19 protein-coding genes are annotated in these 21,033 nt (G+C 66.3%); 10 read left to right on the top strand and 9 right to left on the bottom strand.

Translation table 11 applies throughout. The annotated features are described in order from the left end of the window. Positions 1-30 precede the first annotated feature (30 nt). A complete protein-coding gene (locus ARTSIC4J27_RS05345; protein WP_050054225.1) occupies positions 31-900 on the bottom strand; it encodes a sirohydrochlorin chelatase in 870 nt (289 codons plus the stop codon). Positions 901-961: 61 nt separating this feature from the next. Between ARTSIC4J27_RS05345 and ARTSIC4J27_RS05340 the strand changes: the two genes are divergently transcribed. Together ARTSIC4J27_RS05340 and ARTSIC4J27_RS05335 are read left to right on the top strand one after the other, a co-directional pair. Beyond that, a complete protein-coding gene (locus tag ARTSIC4J27_RS05340; RefSeq protein WP_050054176.1) occupies positions 962-1,630 on the top strand; it encodes a trimeric intracellular cation channel family protein in 669 nt (222 codons plus the stop codon). Between the two features lie 13 nt (positions 1,631-1,643). Beyond that, positions 1,644-2,069: a hypothetical protein gene (locus tag ARTSIC4J27_RS05335; protein WP_050054175.1), complete on the top strand. Its 426-nt coding sequence runs from the start codon at positions 1,644-1,646 to the stop codon at positions 2,067-2,069. A 132-nt stretch (positions 2,070-2,201) separates the two neighbouring features. Here the strand turns inward: ARTSIC4J27_RS05335 and ARTSIC4J27_RS05330 are convergent, their stop codons facing one another. The 4 genes from ARTSIC4J27_RS05330 to ARTSIC4J27_RS05315 form a co-directional block, all read right to left on the bottom strand. Continuing rightward, complete coding sequence (locus tag ARTSIC4J27_RS05330) at positions 2,202-3,023, bottom strand: endonuclease domain-containing protein (protein WP_050054174.1); 822 nt, start codon at positions 3,021-3,023, stop codon at positions 2,202-2,204. A 437-nt stretch (positions 3,024-3,460) separates the two neighbouring features. Further along, positions 3,461-4,561, bottom strand: a complete 1,101-nt coding sequence (locus tag ARTSIC4J27_RS05325; protein ID WP_050054173.1) for a polyprenyl synthetase family protein — start codon at positions 4,559-4,561, stop codon at positions 3,461-3,463. Then, entirely contained in the window at positions 4,558-5,889 is a 1,332-nt protein-coding gene (locus ARTSIC4J27_RS05320) for a geranylgeranyl reductase family protein (RefSeq protein WP_050054172.1), read from the bottom strand. Before ARTSIC4J27_RS05320 ends, ARTSIC4J27_RS05325 begins: the two co-directional genes overlap by 4 nt. Positions 5,890-5,892: 3 nt before the next feature. Further along, the gene (locus ARTSIC4J27_RS05315; protein WP_235436560.1) at positions 5,893-6,663 is read right to left on the bottom strand and encodes a demethylmenaquinone methyltransferase; all 771 of its coding nucleotides are present in this window, start codon (positions 6,661-6,663) and stop codon (positions 5,893-5,895) included. Positions 6,664-6,786: 123 nt separating this feature from the next. On the opposite strand from ARTSIC4J27_RS05315, the gene ARTSIC4J27_RS05310 reads away from it, so the two are divergent. From ARTSIC4J27_RS05310 to ARTSIC4J27_RS05290, 5 genes are all read left to right on the top strand, one after another. Continuing rightward, entirely contained in the window at positions 6,787-8,175 is a 1,389-nt protein-coding gene (locus ARTSIC4J27_RS05310; protein ID WP_050054170.1) for an isochorismate synthase, read from the top strand. A gap of 169 nt (positions 8,176-8,344) precedes the next feature. Beyond that, positions 8,345-9,148: an ABC transporter substrate-binding protein gene (locus ARTSIC4J27_RS05305; protein ID WP_050054169.1), complete on the top strand. Its 804-nt coding sequence runs from the start codon at positions 8,345-8,347 to the stop codon at positions 9,146-9,148. Positions 9,149-9,295: 147 nt separating this feature from the next. Further along, positions 9,296-10,087, top strand: a complete 792-nt coding sequence (locus ARTSIC4J27_RS05300) for an amino acid ABC transporter permease (protein ID WP_050054168.1) — start codon at positions 9,296-9,298, stop codon at positions 10,085-10,087. Positions 10,088-10,099: 12 nt separating this feature from the next. Beyond that, on the top strand, positions 10,100-10,903 hold the full coding sequence (locus tag ARTSIC4J27_RS05295) for an amino acid ABC transporter ATP-binding protein (RefSeq protein WP_050054167.1): 804 nt from the start codon (positions 10,100-10,102) through the stop codon (positions 10,901-10,903). Between the two features lie 257 nt (positions 10,904-11,160). After that, on the top strand, positions 11,161-12,369 hold the full coding sequence (locus ARTSIC4J27_RS05290; protein ID WP_050054166.1) for an aminotransferase class I/II-fold pyridoxal phosphate-dependent enzyme: 1,209 nt from the start codon (positions 11,161-11,163) through the stop codon (positions 12,367-12,369). A gap of 32 nt (positions 12,370-12,401) precedes the next feature. Here the strand turns inward: ARTSIC4J27_RS05290 and menD are convergent, their stop codons facing one another. The 3 genes from menD to ARTSIC4J27_RS05275 all read right to left on the bottom strand — a co-directional run bounded on the left by menD (position 12,402) and on the right by ARTSIC4J27_RS05275 (position 17,712). Next, complete coding sequence (gene menD / locus ARTSIC4J27_RS05285; RefSeq protein WP_050054224.1) at positions 12,402-14,213, bottom strand: 2-succinyl-5-enolpyruvyl-6-hydroxy-3-cyclohexene-1-carboxylic-acid synthase; 1,812 nt, start codon at positions 14,211-14,213, stop codon at positions 12,402-12,404. Between the two features lie 217 nt (positions 14,214-14,430). After that, positions 14,431-16,500 carry a PhoX family protein gene (locus tag ARTSIC4J27_RS05280; RefSeq protein ID WP_050054165.1) on the bottom strand — a complete coding sequence of 690 codons (2,070 nt, stop codon included), beginning with the start codon at positions 16,498-16,500 and terminating at the stop codon, positions 14,431-14,433. A 204-nt stretch (positions 16,501-16,704) separates the two neighbouring features. After that, a complete protein-coding gene (locus ARTSIC4J27_RS05275; RefSeq protein ID WP_050054164.1) occupies positions 16,705-17,712 on the bottom strand; it encodes an o-succinylbenzoate synthase in 1,008 nt (335 codons plus the stop codon). Positions 17,713-17,779: 67 nt separating this feature from the next. Here ARTSIC4J27_RS05275 and ARTSIC4J27_RS05270 point away from each other — a divergent pair, with 67 nt between their 5' ends. Genes ARTSIC4J27_RS05270 through ARTSIC4J27_RS05260 form a run of 3 tightly spaced genes read left to right on the top strand, consistent with a single transcriptional unit; the run spans position 17,780 to position 19,612 of the window. Further along, positions 17,780-18,121: an ArsR/SmtB family transcription factor gene (locus ARTSIC4J27_RS05270; RefSeq protein ID WP_050054163.1), complete on the top strand. Its 342-nt coding sequence runs from the start codon at positions 17,780-17,782 to the stop codon at positions 18,119-18,121. A 27-nt stretch (positions 18,122-18,148) separates the two neighbouring features. Further along, positions 18,149-18,649, top strand: coding sequence for an SRPBCC family protein (locus ARTSIC4J27_RS05265; RefSeq protein ID WP_050054162.1), 501 nt, complete (start codon positions 18,149-18,151; stop codon positions 18,647-18,649). Positions 18,650-18,706: 57 nt separating this feature from the next. Beyond that, complete coding sequence (locus tag ARTSIC4J27_RS05260; protein WP_050054161.1) at positions 18,707-19,612, top strand: phosphatase PAP2 family protein; 906 nt, start codon at positions 18,707-18,709, stop codon at positions 19,610-19,612. A 25-nt stretch (positions 19,613-19,637) separates the two neighbouring features. On the opposite strand, the gene ARTSIC4J27_RS05255 is transcribed toward ARTSIC4J27_RS05260, so the two are convergent. After that, complete coding sequence (locus tag ARTSIC4J27_RS05255; RefSeq protein WP_050054160.1) at positions 19,638-21,032, bottom strand: dipeptidase; 1,395 nt, start codon at positions 21,030-21,032, stop codon at positions 19,638-19,640. Position 21,033: the final 1 nt, after the last annotated feature.

Genomic DNA, 21,033 nt, shown 5'->3' with positions numbered 1-21,033 from the left:
AGAGCGTCACAAAGGGCCGGAAACGCTAAGTCACCTAGGGAAATATTTCGTCACGAAACGCCGGACGGCCTTGAACACGCCACCCTCCTGTGTTTCGGAAGGCACGGCCTTTGATGCTTCAGCGGGCGGCTCGGCAGCTGCTTGAGCCGGCGCCGCCGCGGCGGCTTCCTGAGCTTTGGCGACGGCGGCGTCGTACCGTTCCAGCGCGATCTCGGCCAGCACCGGGGAGGGCAGCAGTGGTGCGGTCACAACGTCAGCCCCCGCTTTGGCGAGCTGGTCGTGGAAGTAGCCCGGCGCCAGGAGGTAGGAGGCGATCACCACGCGGCCGCCGACGTCGACAGCCCCCGCGGACTCCCCCGCACCGGCACCTCCCTCCAGTTCCTCGCGAAGCATCGCGACGGCGTCGGGCACGGAAGGCTTGGCGGAGGCACCATACGCGGCCACCATCCGGTTGGACCGCAGCTCCTGGAGCTGGCCCAGCAGTTCCTCCACGCTCACGGCGGCCCTGGGGTTGGAGGAGCCCGCGGCGGCAAGGACAATCACGTCGTTATCCGTGACCCCTGCTTCGCGCAGCCGCTGGTCCAGCAGCGCGGCAAGGCGCGGATCCGGGCCCAGCGGAGCGGCCGCCGCACTGCCCGGCCGGCTCTTCACGGCCCGGGCGATATCCACTTTCACGTGGTAGCCCACGCTGAGCAACAGCGGAACCACGACGGCGGACTCCCCCGCCGGCAGCCCCGCCACCACGTCCACCAAGTCCGGCTGCTGGACGTCCACGTAGGCTTCCCGGACGTCGAGGCCCGGGCGGAGCGCGGCGATGGCATCGCGCAGGGCGTTGACCTCCGCGGCGCCTTGTGTGTTGGACGTCCCATGGGCGCAGGCGATCATGATGGGGCTGTTCATAGGGGCTAGCGTAACGTTGGAGCCGCCCTGTCCGCCCTCTTTGTAACCGCCGGGACGCTCCATGACATTCCCCTTTGACAACGCGCCCGTCTGGCTGGATCTGCTGGGCGTCTTCTTCTTCGCCGTCTCGGGTTCGCTGCTCGCGGCGCGCAAGCAGATCGACATTGTGGGTTCCCTGTTGCTGGCTTCCCTGGTGGGCCTGGGCGGCGGCGTCATCCGGGACATCATCCTTGGCGTGGTTCCGGCAGCTTTCACCAACCCCGCCTACCTGGTGCCGCCGCTGCTGGCCACGGTCCTGGTGTATTTCCTGTTCTCCAGCGTCCAGCGCTACACGTCACTGCTGACCCTGTTCGACGCCGGCGGGCTGGCCTTGTTCTGCATGACGGGCACGCTCAAGGCGCTGGCCACCGGCCTGAATCCGGTGGCATCGGTGCTCCTGGGAGTGACGTCGGCTGTGGGCGGGGGCCTGCTGCGGGACGTGGTTGCCAACGAGGTTCCGGAGCTTTTTAATGCCAAGGACATCTACGCGCTGCCGGCCTTCCTGGGGGCTGCCATGACCGCTGCCCTGTCGGTCCTGGGCGTGTTCAATGTGTTGACCGCGGCCGTGATCGCGGCGCTGGTCTTCACGTTCCGGGTCCTGGCCTGGCGACGCTCCTGGCAGGCGCCGCTCGCCGTTCGCGGGTGGCACCGGGCAGGGCCCGGCAACGGCGAATCGAAGGGCCGGAATTAGCTAGGATATGAGCATGACTGACATGTTCCTCGAGAAATTCCGCGCGCTTGTTCCGAAGTATCTCGAGGATGAATGGCAGGAAGAGGACGGCCTGTCCCCAGAAGAGCTGGACAAGGCCCTCGCCGACCACCAGTTCCAGATTCCCCTGGTCCTGCGCGAGTTCTACCTGGCCATTGGCGGGTGCGAGGACCTGATGGAGGCCTACCACTACTTCTGGGACCCGGACGAGCTCGAAGTTGATGACGAAGGCTTCCTGATGTTCCTCGAGGACGAGGAAGAGGAATACACCTGGGGTTTCCGGGTGGGCGACCTCAGCGTCCCCGATCCCATCGTTTACCGCCGCAACAATGCCCGCGGCCAATGGAAATCCGAAGAGGGCACCTTCTCCGAGTTCGTGTTCGACATGTTCGAGTGGGCCTTCGAGGACGACGAAGACTAGGTTCTGCCGCCGCCGGCCCTTGGCCTTGTTTTTGACTGCCCGCTGAAATTCCCCAGGTTTTGGGCTTCTGACCCGCGTGTCCCCTAATTTTGGCGGCGTTTCTGCCCGGTTTGGATTGAAACTTGGGGAATCTCAGCGGACCACCCTGCCCCGGAGCACCTGCCACACCTCGTTGACGATCTTTTGCGGGTTGTAGACCACGTCTGCATAGCCGTACCGGAGCACCGCATAGCCGGAGAGCGTGCTCGCGTTGTTCCTGCCCCTGTCCTTCTTGACCTGCCGCGGCTCGAGGTGCGTGCCGCCGTCGATCTCCACAATGAGAAATCCTTCCAGGAGGAAATCCACGATCCCGATCCCCGCCAGCTCCACCTGCGTCTCGGTATGGATTCCCTCGCTGCGGAAAAGTATGCGTGCCAGTACCTCGACGGGCGAGTCGGCCGTCCCGTCCACCAGGTCCAGCACTCTTCGGGCGGCGTCATTCCGCCTGCCCGGCAATCGTTCATGCAGGTAGCCCAGAGTTGTCACCCCTTGCCGCGCCGCGCTTTCCACCATGACCGCAGCTTCCACCGCGGGAAGGCAGCGCAGGCAATGCAGAAGGACGTCGGTGGTACTGGCCACCGGGCGGGGCCCATCGGGAGGAACCAGGGATTCCCGGTGGACTACCGCATCCTTGGGTCCCCCGTGGCGGCACAACAGATGGAGGGCCTGAGGTTCATGCAAGATCCAGAGCCGGCGGTGAACCGCAGCAGAGGCGCAAGTCAGCAATCCGTTGCCGAGGACGGCGCCCGTCATGTCCGCAGCAGCGTCCGGCAACGCCACAACTCCATACCGAAGACGCCGTATTTCGCCCCCTGCCACAGCGTTGCGGATGCTGCGGTCAGTGAAACCGGCCTGGAGGATCGTGGACGTGCGGGCAACCGAGCCGGCGTGTTTGAGGAAACGGGTCAAGTCCATGCAGCCAGCAGACCCAAACTTCGGCATCGGCGGCAGGGCGGCTGGGTCCTATGTGGACAAAGACCGCGCCGAATCTCCCCGGCTTATGACGAACCCGCCTGCGTGTCGTCGAGACATGCCGCGATATCGACCGGCCTCGACCTGAAAGGTGGGGAAATCCAGCGGGAAAAACTTTTGACACCGACCGTAACAAGGGACTTGCGTAATGTGACAAAACTGTCATAGACTGTTCCCGGATCCGCTAAACGCCTCCGGCGGGTCTGATGCGAACGGAGAGATAGCCTCGGTTCACAGCAACATATGACTCGTATTGTTGCTGCGGACCGGGGCTATCCCGTTTAACAGGGGCAGCTTAAACCGGCACAGCTCAACAGAATCACAGCCGCAAAGGAGAAGCCCGGCGCCGTCCACGGAGCCGGGCTTCGATGAAGCAAAAACTAGCTGGCGCGGTCCACCACAGCCATGGCGAAGTTGGACAGCGATTCCTTGACCACACCGTCCGGCAGCGGGGCCAGGGCGGCGATGGCTTCGTTAGCCCACTGCCGCGCCACCACCCAGGACTCGACCGTGACCGGGTGCTCGCGCAGCCCTGCAACAGCCTCGGCCAGGGCTTCATCAGAGGTCAGGTCGCCGTCGATGAGCGTCAGGAGTTCGACGGCGGACTGGTCACCATCCGCGGCCGCCTTACGCAGGAGCAGCACCGGCAGGGTGGGTACACCTTCGCGCAGATCGGTGCCCGGGGACTTGCCGGACTTGACCTTGATGCCGGTCACGTCGATGACGTCGTCGGCGAGCTGGAACGCCACGCCCACTTTCTCGCCGTACTCCACCAGTACGTCCTCGTAGGCTTCATCGGCGCCGGAGAAGATGGCACCGAGCTGCCCGGAAGCGGCAACCAGCGAACCGGTCTTGTCTGCGATCACCGAAAGGTAGTGCTCCACCGGGTCCTCGTCCGGGCGCGGTCCCACGGTCTCGTGCAGCTGGCCAAGGCAAAGCCGCTCGAACGTGCGGGCCTGGATCCCCAGCGCCCGGGAGCCGAGTTCGGAGACCAGGATGGACGCCCGCGCGAAGATGAGGTCGCCGGTGAGGACAGCCACCGAGTTGCCCCACACCTCATGGGCTGTGGGAGCACCGCGGCGGAACGGGGCGGAGTCCATCACGTCGTCGTGATAGAGGGTGGCCAGATGCGTCAGTTCAACCACGACGGCGGCCTGCACCACCGCGGGAAGCGAGGCGTCGCCAAGGTGTGCGCAGAGCAGCGTCAGCAGCGGCCGGATGCGCTTGCCGCCGGCTTCCACCAGGTGCCGCGACGTTGCGTCAGCCAGCGGATCAGAGTTGGCGATGGCTTCCCGGAGCTTCTTCTCCACCCGGGCCAGGTTGTTGGTGATGGCCGGCCCCAGCTCAGCATCGCCGGCGATGGCGGCGAACCCCGCAGGCAGCTGCAGGCCGGTAGCAATGGCGGTGGTGTTCAGGCTGGGTTCAGAGTCCGGCAGGCCGTGTCCGGCGTGCGTCCAGCTGTGGTCTGCGGGTTTGGTCACGGGTTAACCCTAACTTTTTGTTGCGGATACCGCTGGTTCGTAGCCGCGGAGGTATTGGATGTGGCCGGGACAAGCAGCTCAAGGGTCCGGATAACCCGGTCCTCGAAGCCCTTGGCGGACGGGTCGGTGAGGTTCGCCAGGAGCCTGACGACGAACCGCATGAGGACGGGGATGGGCATCCCGGTCCGGAGCGCAAGCTTCATAACGGCCGGCTTGCCGATCAGTGCGGCGAACGCCCGGCCCAGGGTGAAGTGCGATCCCCACTGTCCGCGCACGTAGTCCCCGTACCGCGAAAGGTGCGCGTCGGCGTCGTACGTTCCGCCTGCTGCCGAAGAACGGGAGGAGGCGTCGATGATGAACTCTGCGGCGAACCGGGCGGATTCCATGGCATAGGAGATGCCCTCGCCGTTGAACGGGGAGACCATGCCGCCCGCGTCACCCAGGAGGAGCACGCCGGGCGAGTAGTGCGGGGTGCGGTTGAAGCCCATGGGCAGCGCGGCGCCACGGATTTCGCCCACCTGGTTCTCGGGCGTGAAGCCCCACTCGGCGGGCATCCCGGCGGTCCATTCACGCAGGACCTGCTTGTAGTCAAGCTTGCCGAATTCCTTGGAAGAGTTCAGGATGCCGAGGCCCACGTTGGACGTGCCGTCGCCCACGCCGAACACCCAGCCGTAGCCGGGCAGCAGTTTCCCGTCGCGGCCGGGGAGCTCAAGCCAGCCTTCCATCCAGTCATCATCAGTGCGCGGCGAGGTGAAGTAGGTGCGCACGGCCACGCCGAGGGGGCGGTCGTCGCGTTTCTGGATGCCGAGCGAAACAGCTGTGCGGGTGGAGTTGCCGTCAGCGGCGAGTACGACGTCGGCACTGAACTCGCGCGTCTCCCCCGTCTTGCGTCCGGACTCGTCCAGGATGGCGGCGCGGACGCCGGTGACCCGGCCGCTCTCATCGCGGATGGCGTCGGTGACGCTGTGCCGCTCAAGAATGGCGGCGCCGGCGGCCTGGGCGTGGCGGGCCAGTTCCTCGTCGAAGCCCAGGCGCGTACGGATCAGGCCGTACTGCGGGAAGTCGGACACCTCTGGCCATGGGAGCTCGATGGTGCGGCCGCCGGCGATCAGGCGCAGGCCCTTGTTGCGTCGCCAGCCGTCGTTTTCAGGGTGGGGCAGGCCCAGCTTCTGGATTTCACGGACGGCACGGGGCGTGAGGCCGTCGCCGCACACTTTTTCCCGGGGGAAGCTCGTCTTTTCCACAACGGTGACCTCGATGCCCGCGTTGGCAAGGTAGTACGCGGCGGTGGAGCCGGCCGGCCCCGCGCCGACAATCAGTACCTTCACAGGTCAGCGCGTGATGTTGCGGCGCAGCTTGGCCACCGGGCCCTTGTGCGCGGCGATGGCGGCAGCACCGTTCTCCGCAGTTACCGGCTTGAAGGCGCGGTGGACCGCCACGATGCCGCCGGTGAGGTTGCGGTAGGTGACGTTGTCCCAGCCGGCATCCTGCAGCCAGGCAGCCAGGTGGTCCTGGTCCGGCCAGGCGCGGATGGATTCGGCGAGGTACACGTAGGCGTCCGGATTGGAGGCGACCTTCACGGCGATGGCGGGCAGGGCGCGCATGAGGTACTCGGTGTACATGGTGCGCCAGAGCGGCACCACGGGCTGCGAGAACTCGGCGATGACCAGCCGGCCGCCGGGCTTGGTGACGCGGAGCATCTCCTGCAGCGCCTTTTTGGGTTCGTTGACGTTGCGCAGGCCGAAGGAGATGGTGGTGGCGTCGAACGTGTTGTCCGCGAACGGCAGGTTGGTGGCGTCGCCGGCAATGAAGTCGATGTCCGGGCGGCGGCGTTTGCCTACCTTGAGCATTCCGAGGGAGAAGTCGCAGGCAATCACATCTATGCCTGCATCGGCATATGGCTCGCTGGACGTGCCGGTACCGGCTGCCAGGTCCAGGACGCGCTGGCCCTTGGAAACTTCCATGGCTTCCACCACGACCTTGCGCCAGCGGCGGGTCTGCCCCATCGACAGGACATCGTTGACGACGTCGTATTTCGGTGCGACGTCGTCAAACATCGTGGCTACTTCGTCCGGACGCTTATCCAAGGATGCTCGGTTCACCATGACATTGTCTCAAACGTTCAGGTGCGTCCGGACCAACGCGGACACCGGGGACGCAGTTGCCCCCCTGGTACTTAAGGTACTCAGTAGCTTTAAGTACTTTCAGGTACCGTTGAGGCAATCATGACGAGCACCTTCCGCACCTTGACAGTCCCCCTGGATGGCACAGCGTTCCCCGGGGGGCTGCCGTCGTTTTTGGTCCGGGACGACGTCCTCTGCTGGGCCCGGCGTGAAGCAGGACTGGTGGGTTTCGGCGAGATCGCCCGCTTCACGGCCACCGGCCCCGAGCGCTTCCTCGAGGCGGATATCTGGTGGCGCCACTTGGTCCTCGAGGCCGAGATTTCAGACTCCGTTGAGCTGCCCGGCACAGGTCCGGTGGCCTTCGGCTCCTTCGCTTTTTCCAAAACCTCAGCCCACGAGTCCCGGCTGATCGTGCCCGAAATTGTGGTGGGCGTCCGCGACGGCCACGTGTGGCTCACCCAGCTGACGTTCGACGACGGGCCCCTCACCAAAACGGGCGCCCTTGCCGCGCTGGACCGCTCGCTGGGCAGCAGCTCCGCAGCTCAAAGCACGACGGCGGGAGCGGACTCCGCCGGGGACGGCACCCCAGGTGCGGCTCCCGCCCGGGCGGGTGGCGCCGTCGTCCGTCCACTGCCCCTGGCCGCGGGGGCAACCCTGCACACCGGCTCGCTGGGCGAGGAGGACTGGAAGGCCGCCGTCGCCGCCGGAGTAGCCGAGATCCGGACCGGGGCCTTGGAGAAGCTGGTGCTCGCGCGCGACATCGTGGCCACTGTTCCCACCGGCGTCAACGCCGCGAAAGTGCTGCGGGAGCTCGCCGGGCGGTACCGCGAATGCTGGACCTATGGCGTGGACGGCCTGGTGGGCGCGACGCCGGAGATGCTGATCCAGGTGGAGGGGCGCACTGCGCAGGCACGCGTGCTGGCCGGGACACTGGACCGCCGCGACGCCCACGGGGAGGACGGACTTCCCATGGATTACGCCACGCGGGTGCTGGCGGGGTCGGAGAAGCAACGGCACGAACACGAGATCGCCATCCAGTCGCTGACCACCCAGCTCGCGCCGTTCTCCGAGGCAATGAACGCCCATGACGAGCCGTTCATCCTGGAACTGCCCAACGTGTGGCACCTGGCCTCGGATGTGAAGGCTGAACTGGCCGAGGTGGAAGGCCACGTGCCCACCTGCCTGGCCCTGATCAACGCGCTGCACCCCACGGCCGCCGTCTGCGGGACACCCACGCAAGTGGCCGGGGCCCTGATCCGCAAGCTGGAGCACCTGGACCGTGGGCCCTACGCCGGACCGGTCGGCTGGCTGGACGCGGCAGGGAACGGTGAGTGGGGCATCGCGCTGCGGGGCGCCGTTATCGAAAGCCCCACCACAGTGCGGCTATATGCCGGCTGCGGAATAGTGGACGGCTCCCAGCCCGAAGCCGAGCTCGCCGAAACGTGGGCGAAGTTCCGGCCGATGCTCGAAGCCCTGGGAATCAAGAACTGAGCCAGCGAGTCCGGTATCTGAGACAGCACTGCTTCGCCTAGGCTTGAAAACAGGAGTAATTTAGTTATCCAATAGTGAAACTAAGTTTCCTGTGATGCACATCTCTTATTCGGCGCTACACTATGAACCGATTTAGTACCGCATACTCCTGCAACAAAAGGTAAGAAACATGCAGCTCAAGTCCCTGGCCACGGCCAAAATGACCGCCAAGGCAGCAGCACTCTTCGCCGTTGGCGCCCTCACCCTCACGGCCTGCGGCGGCGGAAGCTCAACCCCGGCAGCGTCCGAAGGCGGCATCCAACTCATCAACTCCGGCAAGCTCACGGTCTGCTCCGACATCCCCTACGAGCCGTTCGAATTCGAAAAGGACGGCCAGACGGTCGGCTTCGACGTGGACATCGCCAAGGAACTCGCCAAGGACTTCGGTGCTGAACTGAGCATCGTGGACAGCTCCTTCGAGGCCATCGAGACCGGCACCGCCCTCACCCAGTGCGACCTCGGCATCTCCTCGATCTCCATCACGGACACCCGCAAGTCCGTTATGGACTTCTCCACCCCTTACCTGGATGACGACCTGGCGCTCGTAGCCAGCGACGCCTCGGGCATCCAGAGCTTGGACGACGCCAAGGGCAAGAAGGTGGGCGTGCAGCAGGCCACCACCGGCGCCGACTACGCCCAGGAGAAGGGCATCGACGCGCAGCAGTTCGAGGACACCGGCCTCCTGGTGCAGGCACTTGAAGCCGGCACCATCGACGCCGCCCTGGGCAACCAGTCCGTCCTGGGCTACGCCATCAAGGACCAGCCCAAGTTCAAGAGCGTTGAGGACTTTGCCACCGGCGAGCAGCTGGGCATCTCCATCAAGAAGGGCAACACCGCCATGGCGGACAAGGTCAACGCCACCCTCAAGCGGCTGACCGACGACGGCTCACTGGAGAAGTTCAAGACCACCTGGTTCGGCGAAACCGCCAAGTAGCCACCGCCCTGTAGTCGCCGTGCCGGGCCCGAGGCTTCCCCGCCCCGGCTCTTTCACGGCCCAAAGAACTACGCAGCAGGGGCCCCGGACGGGCTGTACCGCAGTCCGTCCGGGGCCTCTGCCACGCACAACGAATGTGAGCAACCCATGGCAATGACCGCACGTCAGCGAGCCAGAGTAAGCCTGTATGTCCAGGCAGGAATCTTTGTAGTGGCCATCGCCGCGCTGATCCTGGCCACAGACTGGAAGACTATCGGCAACAGCGTCTTCAACTTCGGCAAGATCGGGCCGATGTTCCCCGGCATCTTCACCACCGGCCTGGTGAACACCCTTATCTACACGTTCCTCGGCTTTGCGGTGGGCCTCTCCGGCGGCCTGCTGCTGGCCCTGATGAAGCTCTCCAGCTTCCCCCTGTACCGCTGGATCGCCACCGGCTACATCGAGTTCTTCCGCGGCATCCCCGCCCTGCTGGTCTTCATCGCCTTCGGCTACGGTGTTCCCCTGGCCTTCGGCGTCTCCTGGAACATCACCCTGGTGGTGATGCTGTCCCTCGGCATCGTGGCCTCCGCCTACATCGCCGAAACTCTCCGTGCCGGCCTGCAGGCTGTGCCGAAGGGCCAGCTTGAGGCCGCCCGCTCGCTGGGCATGCCGCAGTGGCGGGCCATGGTGACCATTGTGATTCCGCAGGCCTTCAAGATCGTCCTGCCGCCGCTGACCAACGAGGTCATCCTGCTCACCAAGGACTCCTCGCTGATCTACGTCCTGGGCCTCACCGCCTCGCAGTACGAGCTCACCAAGTTCGGCCGTGACGGCATCTCCAGCCTGGGTGCCGGCCTCACCCCGCTGCTGGTGGCGGGTGCCTTCTACCTGGTGATCACCATCCCGCTGAGCCTCCTGGCCCGGAAGTTCGAAAGCCGCTCCGCGCGGACCAAGCGATAGGCAGGCAAGACCATGAACGACGTCGCAAACAACTCCCGTGGCGGCACTGCCACCGTGCACGCCGCCGGGGTGTCCATCAAGGATCTGCGCAAGTCCTACGGCTCCAACGAGGTGCTGAAGGGCATCAGCCTGGACGTGGCTCCGGGCGCTGTGGTGTGCCTGATCGGTCCGTCCGGTTCCGGCAAGTCCACCCTGCTGCGCTGCGTGAACCTGCTGGAGCAGCCCAACGAAGGCAGCATCCATGTGGGCGGCTTTGAAGCCACCGACCCCGACGTGGACATCGACAAGATGCGCCGCAAGGTGGGCATGGTGTTCCAGCAGTTCAACCTCTTCCCGCACCTGGATGCCAAGCGCAACTGCTCCATCGCCCAGGTCAAGGTCCTGAAGCGGTCGCAGGCCGAGGCGGACAAGGTGTCCATGCACAACCTTGAGCGCGTGGGGCTGGGACACCTGGCGGACCGGTTCCCGGACCAGCTTTCCGGCGGCCAGCAGCAGCGCGTGGCCATTGCGCGGGCGCTCAGCATGGACCCGGAGCTGATGCTTTTTGACGAGCCCACCTCCGCCCTGGATCCCGAAACCGTGGGTGATGTCCTCTCCGTGATGCGCAACCTCGCCAAGGAGGGCATGACCATGCTGGTGGTGACCCACGAGATGGGCTTCGCCCGCGAAGTGGCGGACCGGGTGGTGTTTATGGACGGCGGCGTTGTGGTGGAGGAAGGCGTGGCCGAGCAGGTCATTTCCGCCCCCACGCAGCCGCGCACCAAGGAATTCCTGCGCCGCGTGCTGGATCCTACCCACATCGAGATCGAGGAATAAGCGCGGCCCGACCCGCTCATCAAAATCGACACGCACATTCCCTGGCGCTTGGATATACCCATAGCGCCAGGGAATGTGTGCGTCACGGGGCTCAAGCGCCGCCGTCCAGGCACGCACGACGGCGGCACGCACCTTTGCTGCGGACCTTTACTTCCGCTGGTGCCGGGCACAGAATGGGTCCCACCAACAGCCCTGGCTCAGCAGCGCGCTGCCCACGGGAGGCCGGACCATCCGGCCGTTCTGCACAGGAGCGTGACATGGTAGACCCGACTTCGCCAACCCCGTCCGTGATATCCAACCGGGCCGCGCGGTTGGCCTCGATACCCTCGTTCCTGCGGGTTGACGAGTACATACGGGGGTTCGGCGCCCGCGGGGACGGGCAGACGTCCGGCTGCGATTTCACTTTCGGCAACCCGCACCAGATGCCGCCGGACCGCTACGTTAACACCTTGCGGGACGCGCTGGTCCCGCAAAACGACCAGTGGTTTGCCTACCAGGCCAACGGCAGCGCCGCCCGGGAGGCAGCCGCGGAATCCCTCCAGCGGCTGCTGGACGTGCCGTTCCGTCCGGAGGATGTCTACCTGACCACCGGTGGCTTCGCCGCCATCGCCCTGGCGCTGAAGACCGTGGCGGATCCGGGCGATGAGGTCGTTTACAGCCTGCCGCCATGGTTCCTTTACGAGCCGCTGATCCTTGAGGCCGGTCTGGTACCGGTCAAGGTCACCGTGGACACCACCACGTTCGACCTGGACCTCGGCGCGATCGAAGCCGCCATCACCGGGCGCACCAGGGTGGTGATCGTCAACTCGCCGAATAACCCCACCGGCCGTATCTATCCCCCCGAGCTGCTGACCCAGCTTGCGGACCTGCTTGAGGCGGCCTCGGCAAGAATCGGCCGGCGGATCTACCTGATCTCGGACGAGGCCTACAACCGGATCGTGTTCGATGGCGCGCGCTTCCATAGTCCTGTGGAGTTCTACCCGCATACGCTGTTGGCCTACTCGTACGGCAAAACCCACCTCTCGCCAGGCCAGCGCGTGGGCTACCTGGCACTGCCGCCCGCCATGCCGCACCGGGACGAGATGCGCCCGGCCATATCCGGGCTGCAGGTGGCAATGGGCTGGGTATACCCGAATGCCCTGCTGCAGCACGCGCTTCCCGAACTGGAGAAGTTCACCATCGACGTCGGACAACTGCAGCGGCGCCGGGACCGCCTGGTCGAGGCGCTCGGCGGCATGGGGTACCGCCTTCAGCCGCCGGAAGGCAGTTTCTACCTCTACGTCACGTCCCCCATCCCTGACGACCAGGCGTTCACCGGATCACTGGCCAAGCGGGACGTCTTCGTGCTCCCCGGCGTACTGTTCGAAACTCCGGGCTTCTTCCGGATCTCCCTGACAGCCAACGACGACATGGTCGAGCGCAGCCTGCCGGCTTTCAAAGAAGCGCTGGAGGAGCACCGCCGGTGATGGGATACGAGTAAACGTGCTGCAACGCACGCCTAACGCGCCAGGACTCCCCCGACGGCCGCGGCCACGGCTTCCTTGATCCGCGCGTGGAGCTGCCGGAGCGAACGGCGGTCCGTCCGCACTTCCACGATGCTGCGGCCCTCCACCGGCAGGGCAAGCGCCTCGGCTAGTGCCGCCGTCGTACTCACCGCGCTGTGGCCGACGCCGTATGCTGCGGCAAGTGCCGCGATGTCCACCGAGTGCGGGGTGGCGAAGAGGCGTTCGACGGCGTCGCCGTACGTTCCAGCCTCACGCACCGCGCCGTGTTCCAGGAGGTCGAAGATCGCCCCGCCGGAGTCGTTGAGGACCACGATCCGCAGCTGCGGTTGCTCCTCCCCTGGCCCGATCAGCAGGCCCCCGGCATCATGCAGGAACGTGACATCGCCCAGGAGCACTGTGGTTTCCTGCCGGCCGCCGAGGGCGATGCCGGTGGCAGTGGAGATGGTGCCGTCGATTCCGGCGAGGCCCCGGTTGGCGTAGACGGTGGCTGCGGGTTCGGGGGCGGGCAGCCCGGCCAGGTCCACGTCCCGGATGCCGTTCGAGGAGCCGAGCAGCAGCTGGCCGCGGGAATGCTTCCAGACGAGCGAGCCCACGGACGGGCCGGTGGCAGGTGCGTTCTGGGCAAGGACAAGGTCCAGTGCGTGCTGGGCGGCCGAACCCGCGAGCAGCCAGGTGTCCAGCCAGTCGGACGGGCCGCGGCCGGCGAAATCTGCGAGGTCGGCAAGGCTTTCCAGGGGCAGCTCCGTGCGCCGGCCCGGCTCGTACCAGGCGACGGGCACCGGCTGGTACAAGGCGGACGGGACATCCGCGCGGGCCAGGAGGGCAGCGACCGGCCGGGACAGGGTGGGGCGGCCAAACAGCACCACCCGTTCGATGGGCTGCGCGGCGCCGGACCCGAAGTGCTCCAGCAGCAGCCGGTAAGGCCCTACAGCGTTTGGGCCGAAACGCGCGTTCGACGACGGCTCCGCCAGCAGCGGCAGGCTGTGGGCGCGGGCAAAGGCCTCGGCGACCGGACCGGCGTCGTGCCCGGCCAGAACCACGGTACGGCGCTCTACCAGGTCCGTCGACGCAGGCGGGAGGTTCATGATGAGCGGCTCGGTGCCGATGCGGTAGCGCTGCCGCTCGGCCGGCACGGGCAGCTGGTCGGATGCTTCCGGAACCAGCGGATCGCGGAAGGCAAGGTTGAGCTGCACCGGGCCCGGGGCGAGATCGGCAAAGGCCCCGGTGGCGGCGGAAAGACCCGTCTGGACGGCCCGTTCCGGGTTGGAGCCCGCCGGGATATCGACGGCGAACCGTACCTGTTCGCCGAAAAGATCAGGCTGGACAGTGGTCTGGTTGGCGCCGGTGCCGCGGAGTTCATCGGGCCGGTCCGCGGAGAGAACGATTAGCGGAACCGCGGCGTGGTTGGCCTCCATCACCGCCGGCATCAGGTTTCCGACGGCGGTCCCGGACGTGGTGAGTACGGCCGCGGGTGAGCCCGTGGACAGCGCCAGCCCCAGCGCGGTGAAGCCGGCGGACCGCTCGTCAATCCGGACCAGCAGCTCCACGCGGCCCTGCGCCGACGCCTCAGCAAGGGCATATGCCATCGGCGCAGACCGGGAACCCGGCGAAACCACCACATGCTGCACCCCGCCGTCGAGCAGTGCCTCGACGGCGATCCGCGCCGCCGCCAGCGCACTCAAGGAAGGGGCACCGTCGGGGGTGTCAGTGCCGGACGAGGCAGTTCCGGACGCGACTGCGTCGGGGGTGTGGGCTGCGTCGGAGGTGTGGGCTGCATCGGGGGAAGGTTCGTTCAGCGAAGTCACCAAACCAGTCTGCCACCCCCGACGCCCCACCACTTCCCGCACCAACCTCCCGACGCTCTCTCACTTAATGCGCCTTAACCCGGAACGCTCTATCACTTAATGCGCCTTAACCCGGAACGCTCTATCACTCTCCTGAAGAGAGTGATAGAGCGTCCTGGATTTTCCCGCGTTAAGTGAGAGAGCGTTGGACTTCTGCGGGTGCAAACACCGGCGGGAGTTAGCCTCGGAACACTTGGATCACCGAAGGGCGCGGGGCGCGCGCTTGGCCGGGTGCCGGCGTCGTGCCTGCCGGGACGTAATCCGGGAAGAAGGACACCTGCGCATCGAACGAGCCGTCCTCGCCCGGGTGCTGCACGGCGACGAACACACTGCGCTCGTCGTCGTGGATGATGGGGCCGCAGGTCTCCGCGTCGCGCGGGACGGCGAGGAACTGCTCCACCCTGCCGCGCTCGGGGCCATCCAGGGTGACCTTGAACAGGCCGTCCGCCTTGCCTATGCCGGAGGGCGCGCCGTCGGTGGAGATCCAGAGGTTGCCCACGGAGTCGAACGCGAGGTTGTCCGGGCAGGAGATGGGCGAGACCTTATCCGTCGGGAAGCCCGAGAAGTAGGTGACGTCGCCCTGGGCAGGATCGCCGCAGACCATGAGCAGGTTCCAGGTGAACGTGGTGGAGGTCTGGTCGCCGTTCTCGGTGATTTCCACGATATGGCCGTCGCGGTTCTGGTTGCGGGGGTTGACCTCGGTGGCCTTTTCGTTGGAGCCGGTGCCGCGGCTAGAGTTGTTGGTGCAGGCCACATAGACCTTGCCGGTGTGGAGGCTGGGCTGCACGTCCTCGCAGCGGTCCATCTTGGTGGGACCAACCTTGTCCGCGGCCAGGCGGGTGTACACCAGGACCTCCTGCACGGACATGCCGGGAACGGCGGAAGCCCCGTCCACCACCAGCGGCAGCCACTCACCGATGCCGTCGAAGGCACCGTCCGAGGGTACAGCGCCGGTGCCGGTGATCTCAGCCGCCGGGGAGTTGCCAGTGAACTTCGCGACGTAGAGGCTGCCGGCGGACAGCAGCGTCATGTTGTGCGCCCGGTCACCTTCAACGTATTTGTCCTTCGAGACGAACTTGTAGAGGTAGTCGAAGCGCTCGTCGTCGCCGGAGTAGGCCACCACGTGTCCCGACTTGGCGATGATGACGTTGGCGCCCTCGTGCTTGAAGCGGCCCAGCATGGAGTGCTTCTTCGGGGTGGAGTTGGGGTCGAACGGGTCGACTTCCACGATCCAGCCGAAGCGGTTGGCCTCGTTCTCGTAGCCGGCATTGCGGGTGTCCCAGCGGTCCTCGTCCAGTTCCCACTGGCGGGCGGTGGGCTTGGACGTGATGCCGTAGCGCTTGTCGCCGGCAGACGTGCCGTTGCCAACGAAGTAGCCCTGGAAGTTTTCCTCGCCGGACAGGATGGTGCCCCACGGGGTGGTGCCGCCGGCGCAGTTGCCCAGCGTTCCCTTGATGAAGCGGCCGGCCGGGTCTTCAACGGTCTTGGTGAGTGAAGATCCGGCGGCAGGACCGGTCAGTTCGTAGACCGTGTTGTTCAGGAAGCGGCGGTTCAGCGGCGCGCCCTTGACGTAGGTCCACGGCTGGTTCTTGTTCTTGCGCTCCAGTTCCACCACTGACAGGCCATGTGCGGCTGCCCCGACAGCCCGTACTTGGTCCGCAGGCATGGTGGCCGGGAACATGATGTTCTCGTTGGTGTATTCGTGATTGGCGAACAGCACGGCGCGGCGGCCCTTGCTGCCCGGGATCTCCAGGATGTCGGTGTAGTCGTTGTTGTAACCGAACTGCTTTTCCTGGGCAGCGGCGGTCTGGTTGTTCAGGTCGAACTCCGGCGCGCCGTTGAAGATGGGGTCACCCCAGCGGATGACCGGCTGCCAGGTAAAGCCCTCCGGCACGGTGACGGCGTCCACCATTGCGTCAATCGACGGGATGGCCGTGAACTGGAGCTTGGACTTGCCGAAGCCTTCCTTAGCTGCCTTGGACAGGCCGGCGGCGCTGGCAGGTTCTGCGGAGGTAACAGCTGAACCGAGGACGACGGCGAGCGCGCCGGCGGCGCCGAAGCCCAGGGCGGCGCGCCGGGACAAGGTGGCAGAGGCGATGTCGCGGAAGTAGCTGTTGGAGCTGGTGTTGCAGACGTCGCCGGCGCAGGCGTTGTCGCACTTCAGCGCGCAGGTAACGGCGCTGCGCTTGCCCTTGGTATGGCCGAGCATCGGCAGCAGCGGAAATTTGCGGGCAGTCGTTTCAGACATGGGGGCCTTCCAAGGTGTTTCTATGAGGTCCCGCCCACCCTGTCAGCCGATTTCTACGTCAAGTGATCAGTAGGGTGAAGTTCCGGTTAACCCCTTATGACCTGCAGGAATGTGATGACGCGTCCGCAGCAAAGCCGCGTTAAGTGAGAGAGCGTCGGCGGAAAAGCCGCGTTAAGTGGGAGAGCGTCGGGGGAAAACCCCGCATTAAGTGAGAGAGCGTCGGTGGGGGGCGAGGTGGGCGTGGACGCGGCGGAGCCGGGCCAGCCACCAGTCGCGGCGCTCAGGGGAAGCTGCATACCGCTTGAGCAGCCCGGTGTCGGCGGAGACATCGCGGAGTGTGATGGCGCCGTCGTCGGCCACTAAGGGATCCGTGGTGACGTCCGATTCGAACAGGGACACCGTCCCCAGCCCGCACGCGTACGGCAGTTCGGGCAGCGCGGCCGCGAGCGCAAGGCCCGCCCGGATCCCCACCGACGTGTCCAGCGCCGAACTGACGACGGCGGGCAGCCCGGCCTGCGCCACGATGTCCAGCGCGCGCCGCACTCCCCCGAGCGGCGCCACCTTGACCACGATCAGGTCCGCCGCGCCGGCCCGCGCCACCTTCAGCGGATCTGACTCCTTGCGGACGCTTTCATCGGCGGCGACCAGTACTGCAATGCCTGCAGACTGTAAAGCGCGGCGCACCTCTGCCAGGCCCTCGATGGTGGGGACCGGCTGCTCGGCGTATTCGAGTCCGACGTCCGCCAGCCGGGTGAGTGCCTCAATGGCAGCGGGCACGTCCCAGCCTCCGTTTGCGTCCACGCGGATGGCGGCATCCGGAAGGGCGGAGCGGACGGCGGCGAGGCGGGCAGCGTCGTCGTCGAGGGCCTGGCCCTGCTCGGCAACCTTCACCTTGACTGCGTCCACCCGGCCAAAGCGGGCAAGAACCTCCGGCACACGGTCGGCAGCGACCGCGGGGACAGTTGCGTTAACGGGGATCAGCGTCCGCAGCGGACTTGGAAATCCCTCCCACCCTGCCTCGATGGCGGAGGCCAGCCAACGGGACGCCTCGGCGTCGCCATACTCAGGGAAGGGGCAGAACTCGCCCCAGCCCGCCGGTCCGCGCAGCAGCAGGGACTCGCGCTCCATGATGCCGCGGAACTTCACGCGCATGGGCAGGCTCACCACGTGCGCGCCGGCCAGCAGTTCGTCAAGGGCGGGGGGCGTGGGCATGGGTCCACTGTACAAGCGGCGGCCGGACCCCTTCCAACACATACACATATGGATATATGATGAGGGCATGGCACGGGCAGCAACAACGGCAGATGCATTCAACGCGGTGGCCGAGCCCCGCCGTCGGGAAATCCTGGACGTCCTCAGCGGGGGCGAGCGGCCGGTCAACGAACTGGTGGACCTGCTGGGCCTGGCGCAACCGCACGTGTCACGCCACCTGCGGGTCCTGCGCGAGGTGGGCGCCGTAATGTCCCGTGACGAGGGCCGGCAGCGCGTCTACCGGTTGAACCCACAGGCGCTCAAGCCCATCCACGACTGGATTTCCAGCTACCAGCACCTCTGGGAGGAACGCTTCGAACTGCTGGAGGATGTCCTAACGGACTTCAAGGACGAAGACACACAAAGCTGAAGACACACAAAGCTAAGGAGCAAGGCAATGGCACACACCAGCACCCTGGACGTCAGCTTCCCCAGCGACCAGGAAATCCTCATCACCCGCACCGTCAACGCGCCGCCCCATCTGGTCTACAAAGCCTGGACCACGCCGGACCTCGTCAGGAGATGGTGGCCAGGAAGGCGCGGCGAAATGACCGTGGCGGACATGGACTTCCGGGTGGGCGGGACCTGGCGGTACGTGATGGTGGCGCACGGGGAATTCGAGGTTGCCTTCCACGGGACATACCGGGAGATCGTGCCGAACAAGCGGATCGTCCACACCGAAATCATGGAGATGCCGGACACCCCGCCCAACAGCGAGGAGGGCGCCGTGGTCAACACCGTCACCTTTGAACCGGCCGACGGCGGCGCCACCCTGGTGAGCATCCGCACCAATGCGGGCAGCAAGGAAGTGCGCGACATGATTGCCCGGTCCGGCATGGAAGGCGGCGTTCGCGAGCAGTTCGAGATCATCGAGGAACTCGCAGCTTCACTCTCCTGAGCCTGCACCGGTCACGCTGCGCGGCGGGCTCCCAGCTTTCTGTGACACCCTTAAGCGGTGACACTTTCGCGGCATACATCCACCAGGACACCCAGCAGGCCCGCTCCGGGCTCAGGCTTCCTGTTTGTGCTTGCCACGCTGGCCTGCATTGCCGGCTTGATTGCCACGTACCACTACTTCGTCCAGACCACCACCGGCCAGTTCATCGACGAGTCCGCACTCGTGGAGGCCGTGCAGATCCACGGGCCGGCGGGGAAGGCGAGCACCAAGTTCCTGGACCTGCTGCCCACCATCTCACTGGTGATGGCCGCCGTTGTGGTCCTGTTTGTCACGGTGATCCGCAAACACTGGACCGAAGCCGGCATCGCGGTGGCAGCGTGCGTGGGCGCGAATATTGCCACGCAGGTGCTCAAGGATCTGCTGCCGTCGCGGCCGGACAAGGGCGTGGTGACACTGGAGCTGAACTCGCTGCCGTCGGGGCACACCACCCTGGCGGCTTCGGCTGCGGCTGCGGTGTTCCTGATGGCATCGCCGCGCTGGCGTCCCATGGCCGGCTTCGTGGGCGGCACCTTCGCCATCGCTTCCGGGGTGTCCACGCTGATCAACCAGTGGCACCGGCCGGCGGATGTGGTGGCGGCGTTCCTGCTGGTGGGCGCGTTTATGATTCCCGCGGGCTGGCTGATCATCCGGCGCGGGACGTGGATCGTATGGGAAGGCTTCGGCGCGCACCTGGGCTCGGCCAGGATCTGGCTGACGCTGCCGGTGCTGATCGGCCTGGCGTCGGCGGCCGTGGCAATGTATTCGCTGGTCCGGATCGCGCCGGGCCCTTGGCAGGAAGCCAGCACCACCAACTACTTCTGGGCCGGGATCTCGCTGATCGTCATTGCCGGGTACCTGGCCACCGTCGCCACCACGGCCCTCTTCGCCTTCACGGCCCGGCGGCGGGACCCGGGACGGCGCTGACAGGTCTTCCCGGGAGAGGGCAAGGTCAGTCCGGGGAATTAAGCCGGGCAATCAAGACGGCCTCGGCGAGTATGGCGTTTTCGAAGTCGCCCAGGTGGATCGACTCGTTCGCCCCGTGCGCGCGGGAATCCGGATCCTCGGCACCAGTGATGAGGACCTCGGCCCGCGGGTACAGCCTGGTCAGGATGTTGACCGCGGGAATAGAGCCGCCCACCCCCATGCAGACCGCGGCCACTCCCCACGTCTCCTCCATCGCCGCAAGCATGGCCGTCGCAGCAGGCGAGGACGCGTCGCCGGCGAAGCCCTCGGTCCGGCCCGCGGGCGTAAAGGTCACGTCCGCACCGAAGGGAGTGTGTTTCTCCACATGCCGGCGGACCGCTTCCATGGCAGCTGCCGTATCCGTCGACGGCGCCAGGCTGAGGCTGAACTTGGCCCGTGCCACCGGCTGCAGCGTGTCCGAGGACAGTGCCACCGAAGGGACGTCCATCCCGATCACCGCCAGCGCCGGCTTGGTCCACAGCCGCGACGTCAAGGATCCCGAGCCAACCAGCGGCACCCCGGGCCTCACGCCGGAATCGGCCCGGAACTCCTCTTCAGACAGCGACGGCCCGGGCGTTTCAGAGGAAAGCAGCCCCGCCACGGCAACGCTCCCGTCGTCGTGATGCAGCGTGGCAATCAGCCGTGAGAGCACAGTCACCGCATCCAGCAGCGGTCCGCCGTACGTGCCCGAGTGGAGCGCGTGGTCCAGCACCCGCACCTCGATGGTGCCCAGGACCAGCCCGCGCAGGCTGGTGGTCAGCGCCGGGACCCCCACCTTCCAGTTTCCGGAGTCGGCCACCACCAGCACATCGGCGTGCAGCAGGTCTCCGTGCTGTTGAAGCAGAAGGGGAAGCGACGGTGAACCGGCTTCTTCCTCACCATCAATGAACACCGTCACGCCGAGGTCAAGATCGTCCCCGAGGACCTGCAGCACGTTCCGGAGGGCGGCCAGGTGCAGCATTACCCCCGCCTTGTTGTCCGCCACTCCCCTGCCCCACAGCCGGCCGTCCCGCTCCACCGCCTCAAACGGCGGGCTCTCCCACAAGGCGATGTCCCCGGCCGGCTGGACGTCGTAGTGCGCGTACAGCAGGATGGTCGGCCTGCCGTTGCGGGCGGGCCTGCGCCCCACCACCGCGGGCGCCCCCGGCGCACCGTCCGGCCGGGGAGCCTGCAGGATGTCGACGTCGGCAATCCCGGCCTGGTGCATCAGTCCCGCCACGTGCCGCGCGGCCTTGTCCAGTTCGGCGGGGTCGAAGGAGTCCCAGGCCATCGCGGGAATCCGCACCAGCTCCGACAAGTGGCAGACGGCGGCAGGAAAGTCCGCGCGCACCGCTTGCCGGAGCGGGGCCAACAGGGAGGTGGAGGCAGGAAGCCGGGCCAAG

Origin of the sequence: Pseudarthrobacter siccitolerans (assembly GCF_001046895.1) — a bacterium.
GTDB classification, from domain to species: domain Bacteria; phylum Actinomycetota; class Actinomycetes; order Actinomycetales; family Micrococcaceae; genus Arthrobacter; species Arthrobacter siccitolerans.
The sequence above is the reverse complement of the archived record's forward strand: the minus strand, read 5'-3'. Positions and strand labels throughout refer to the sequence as shown.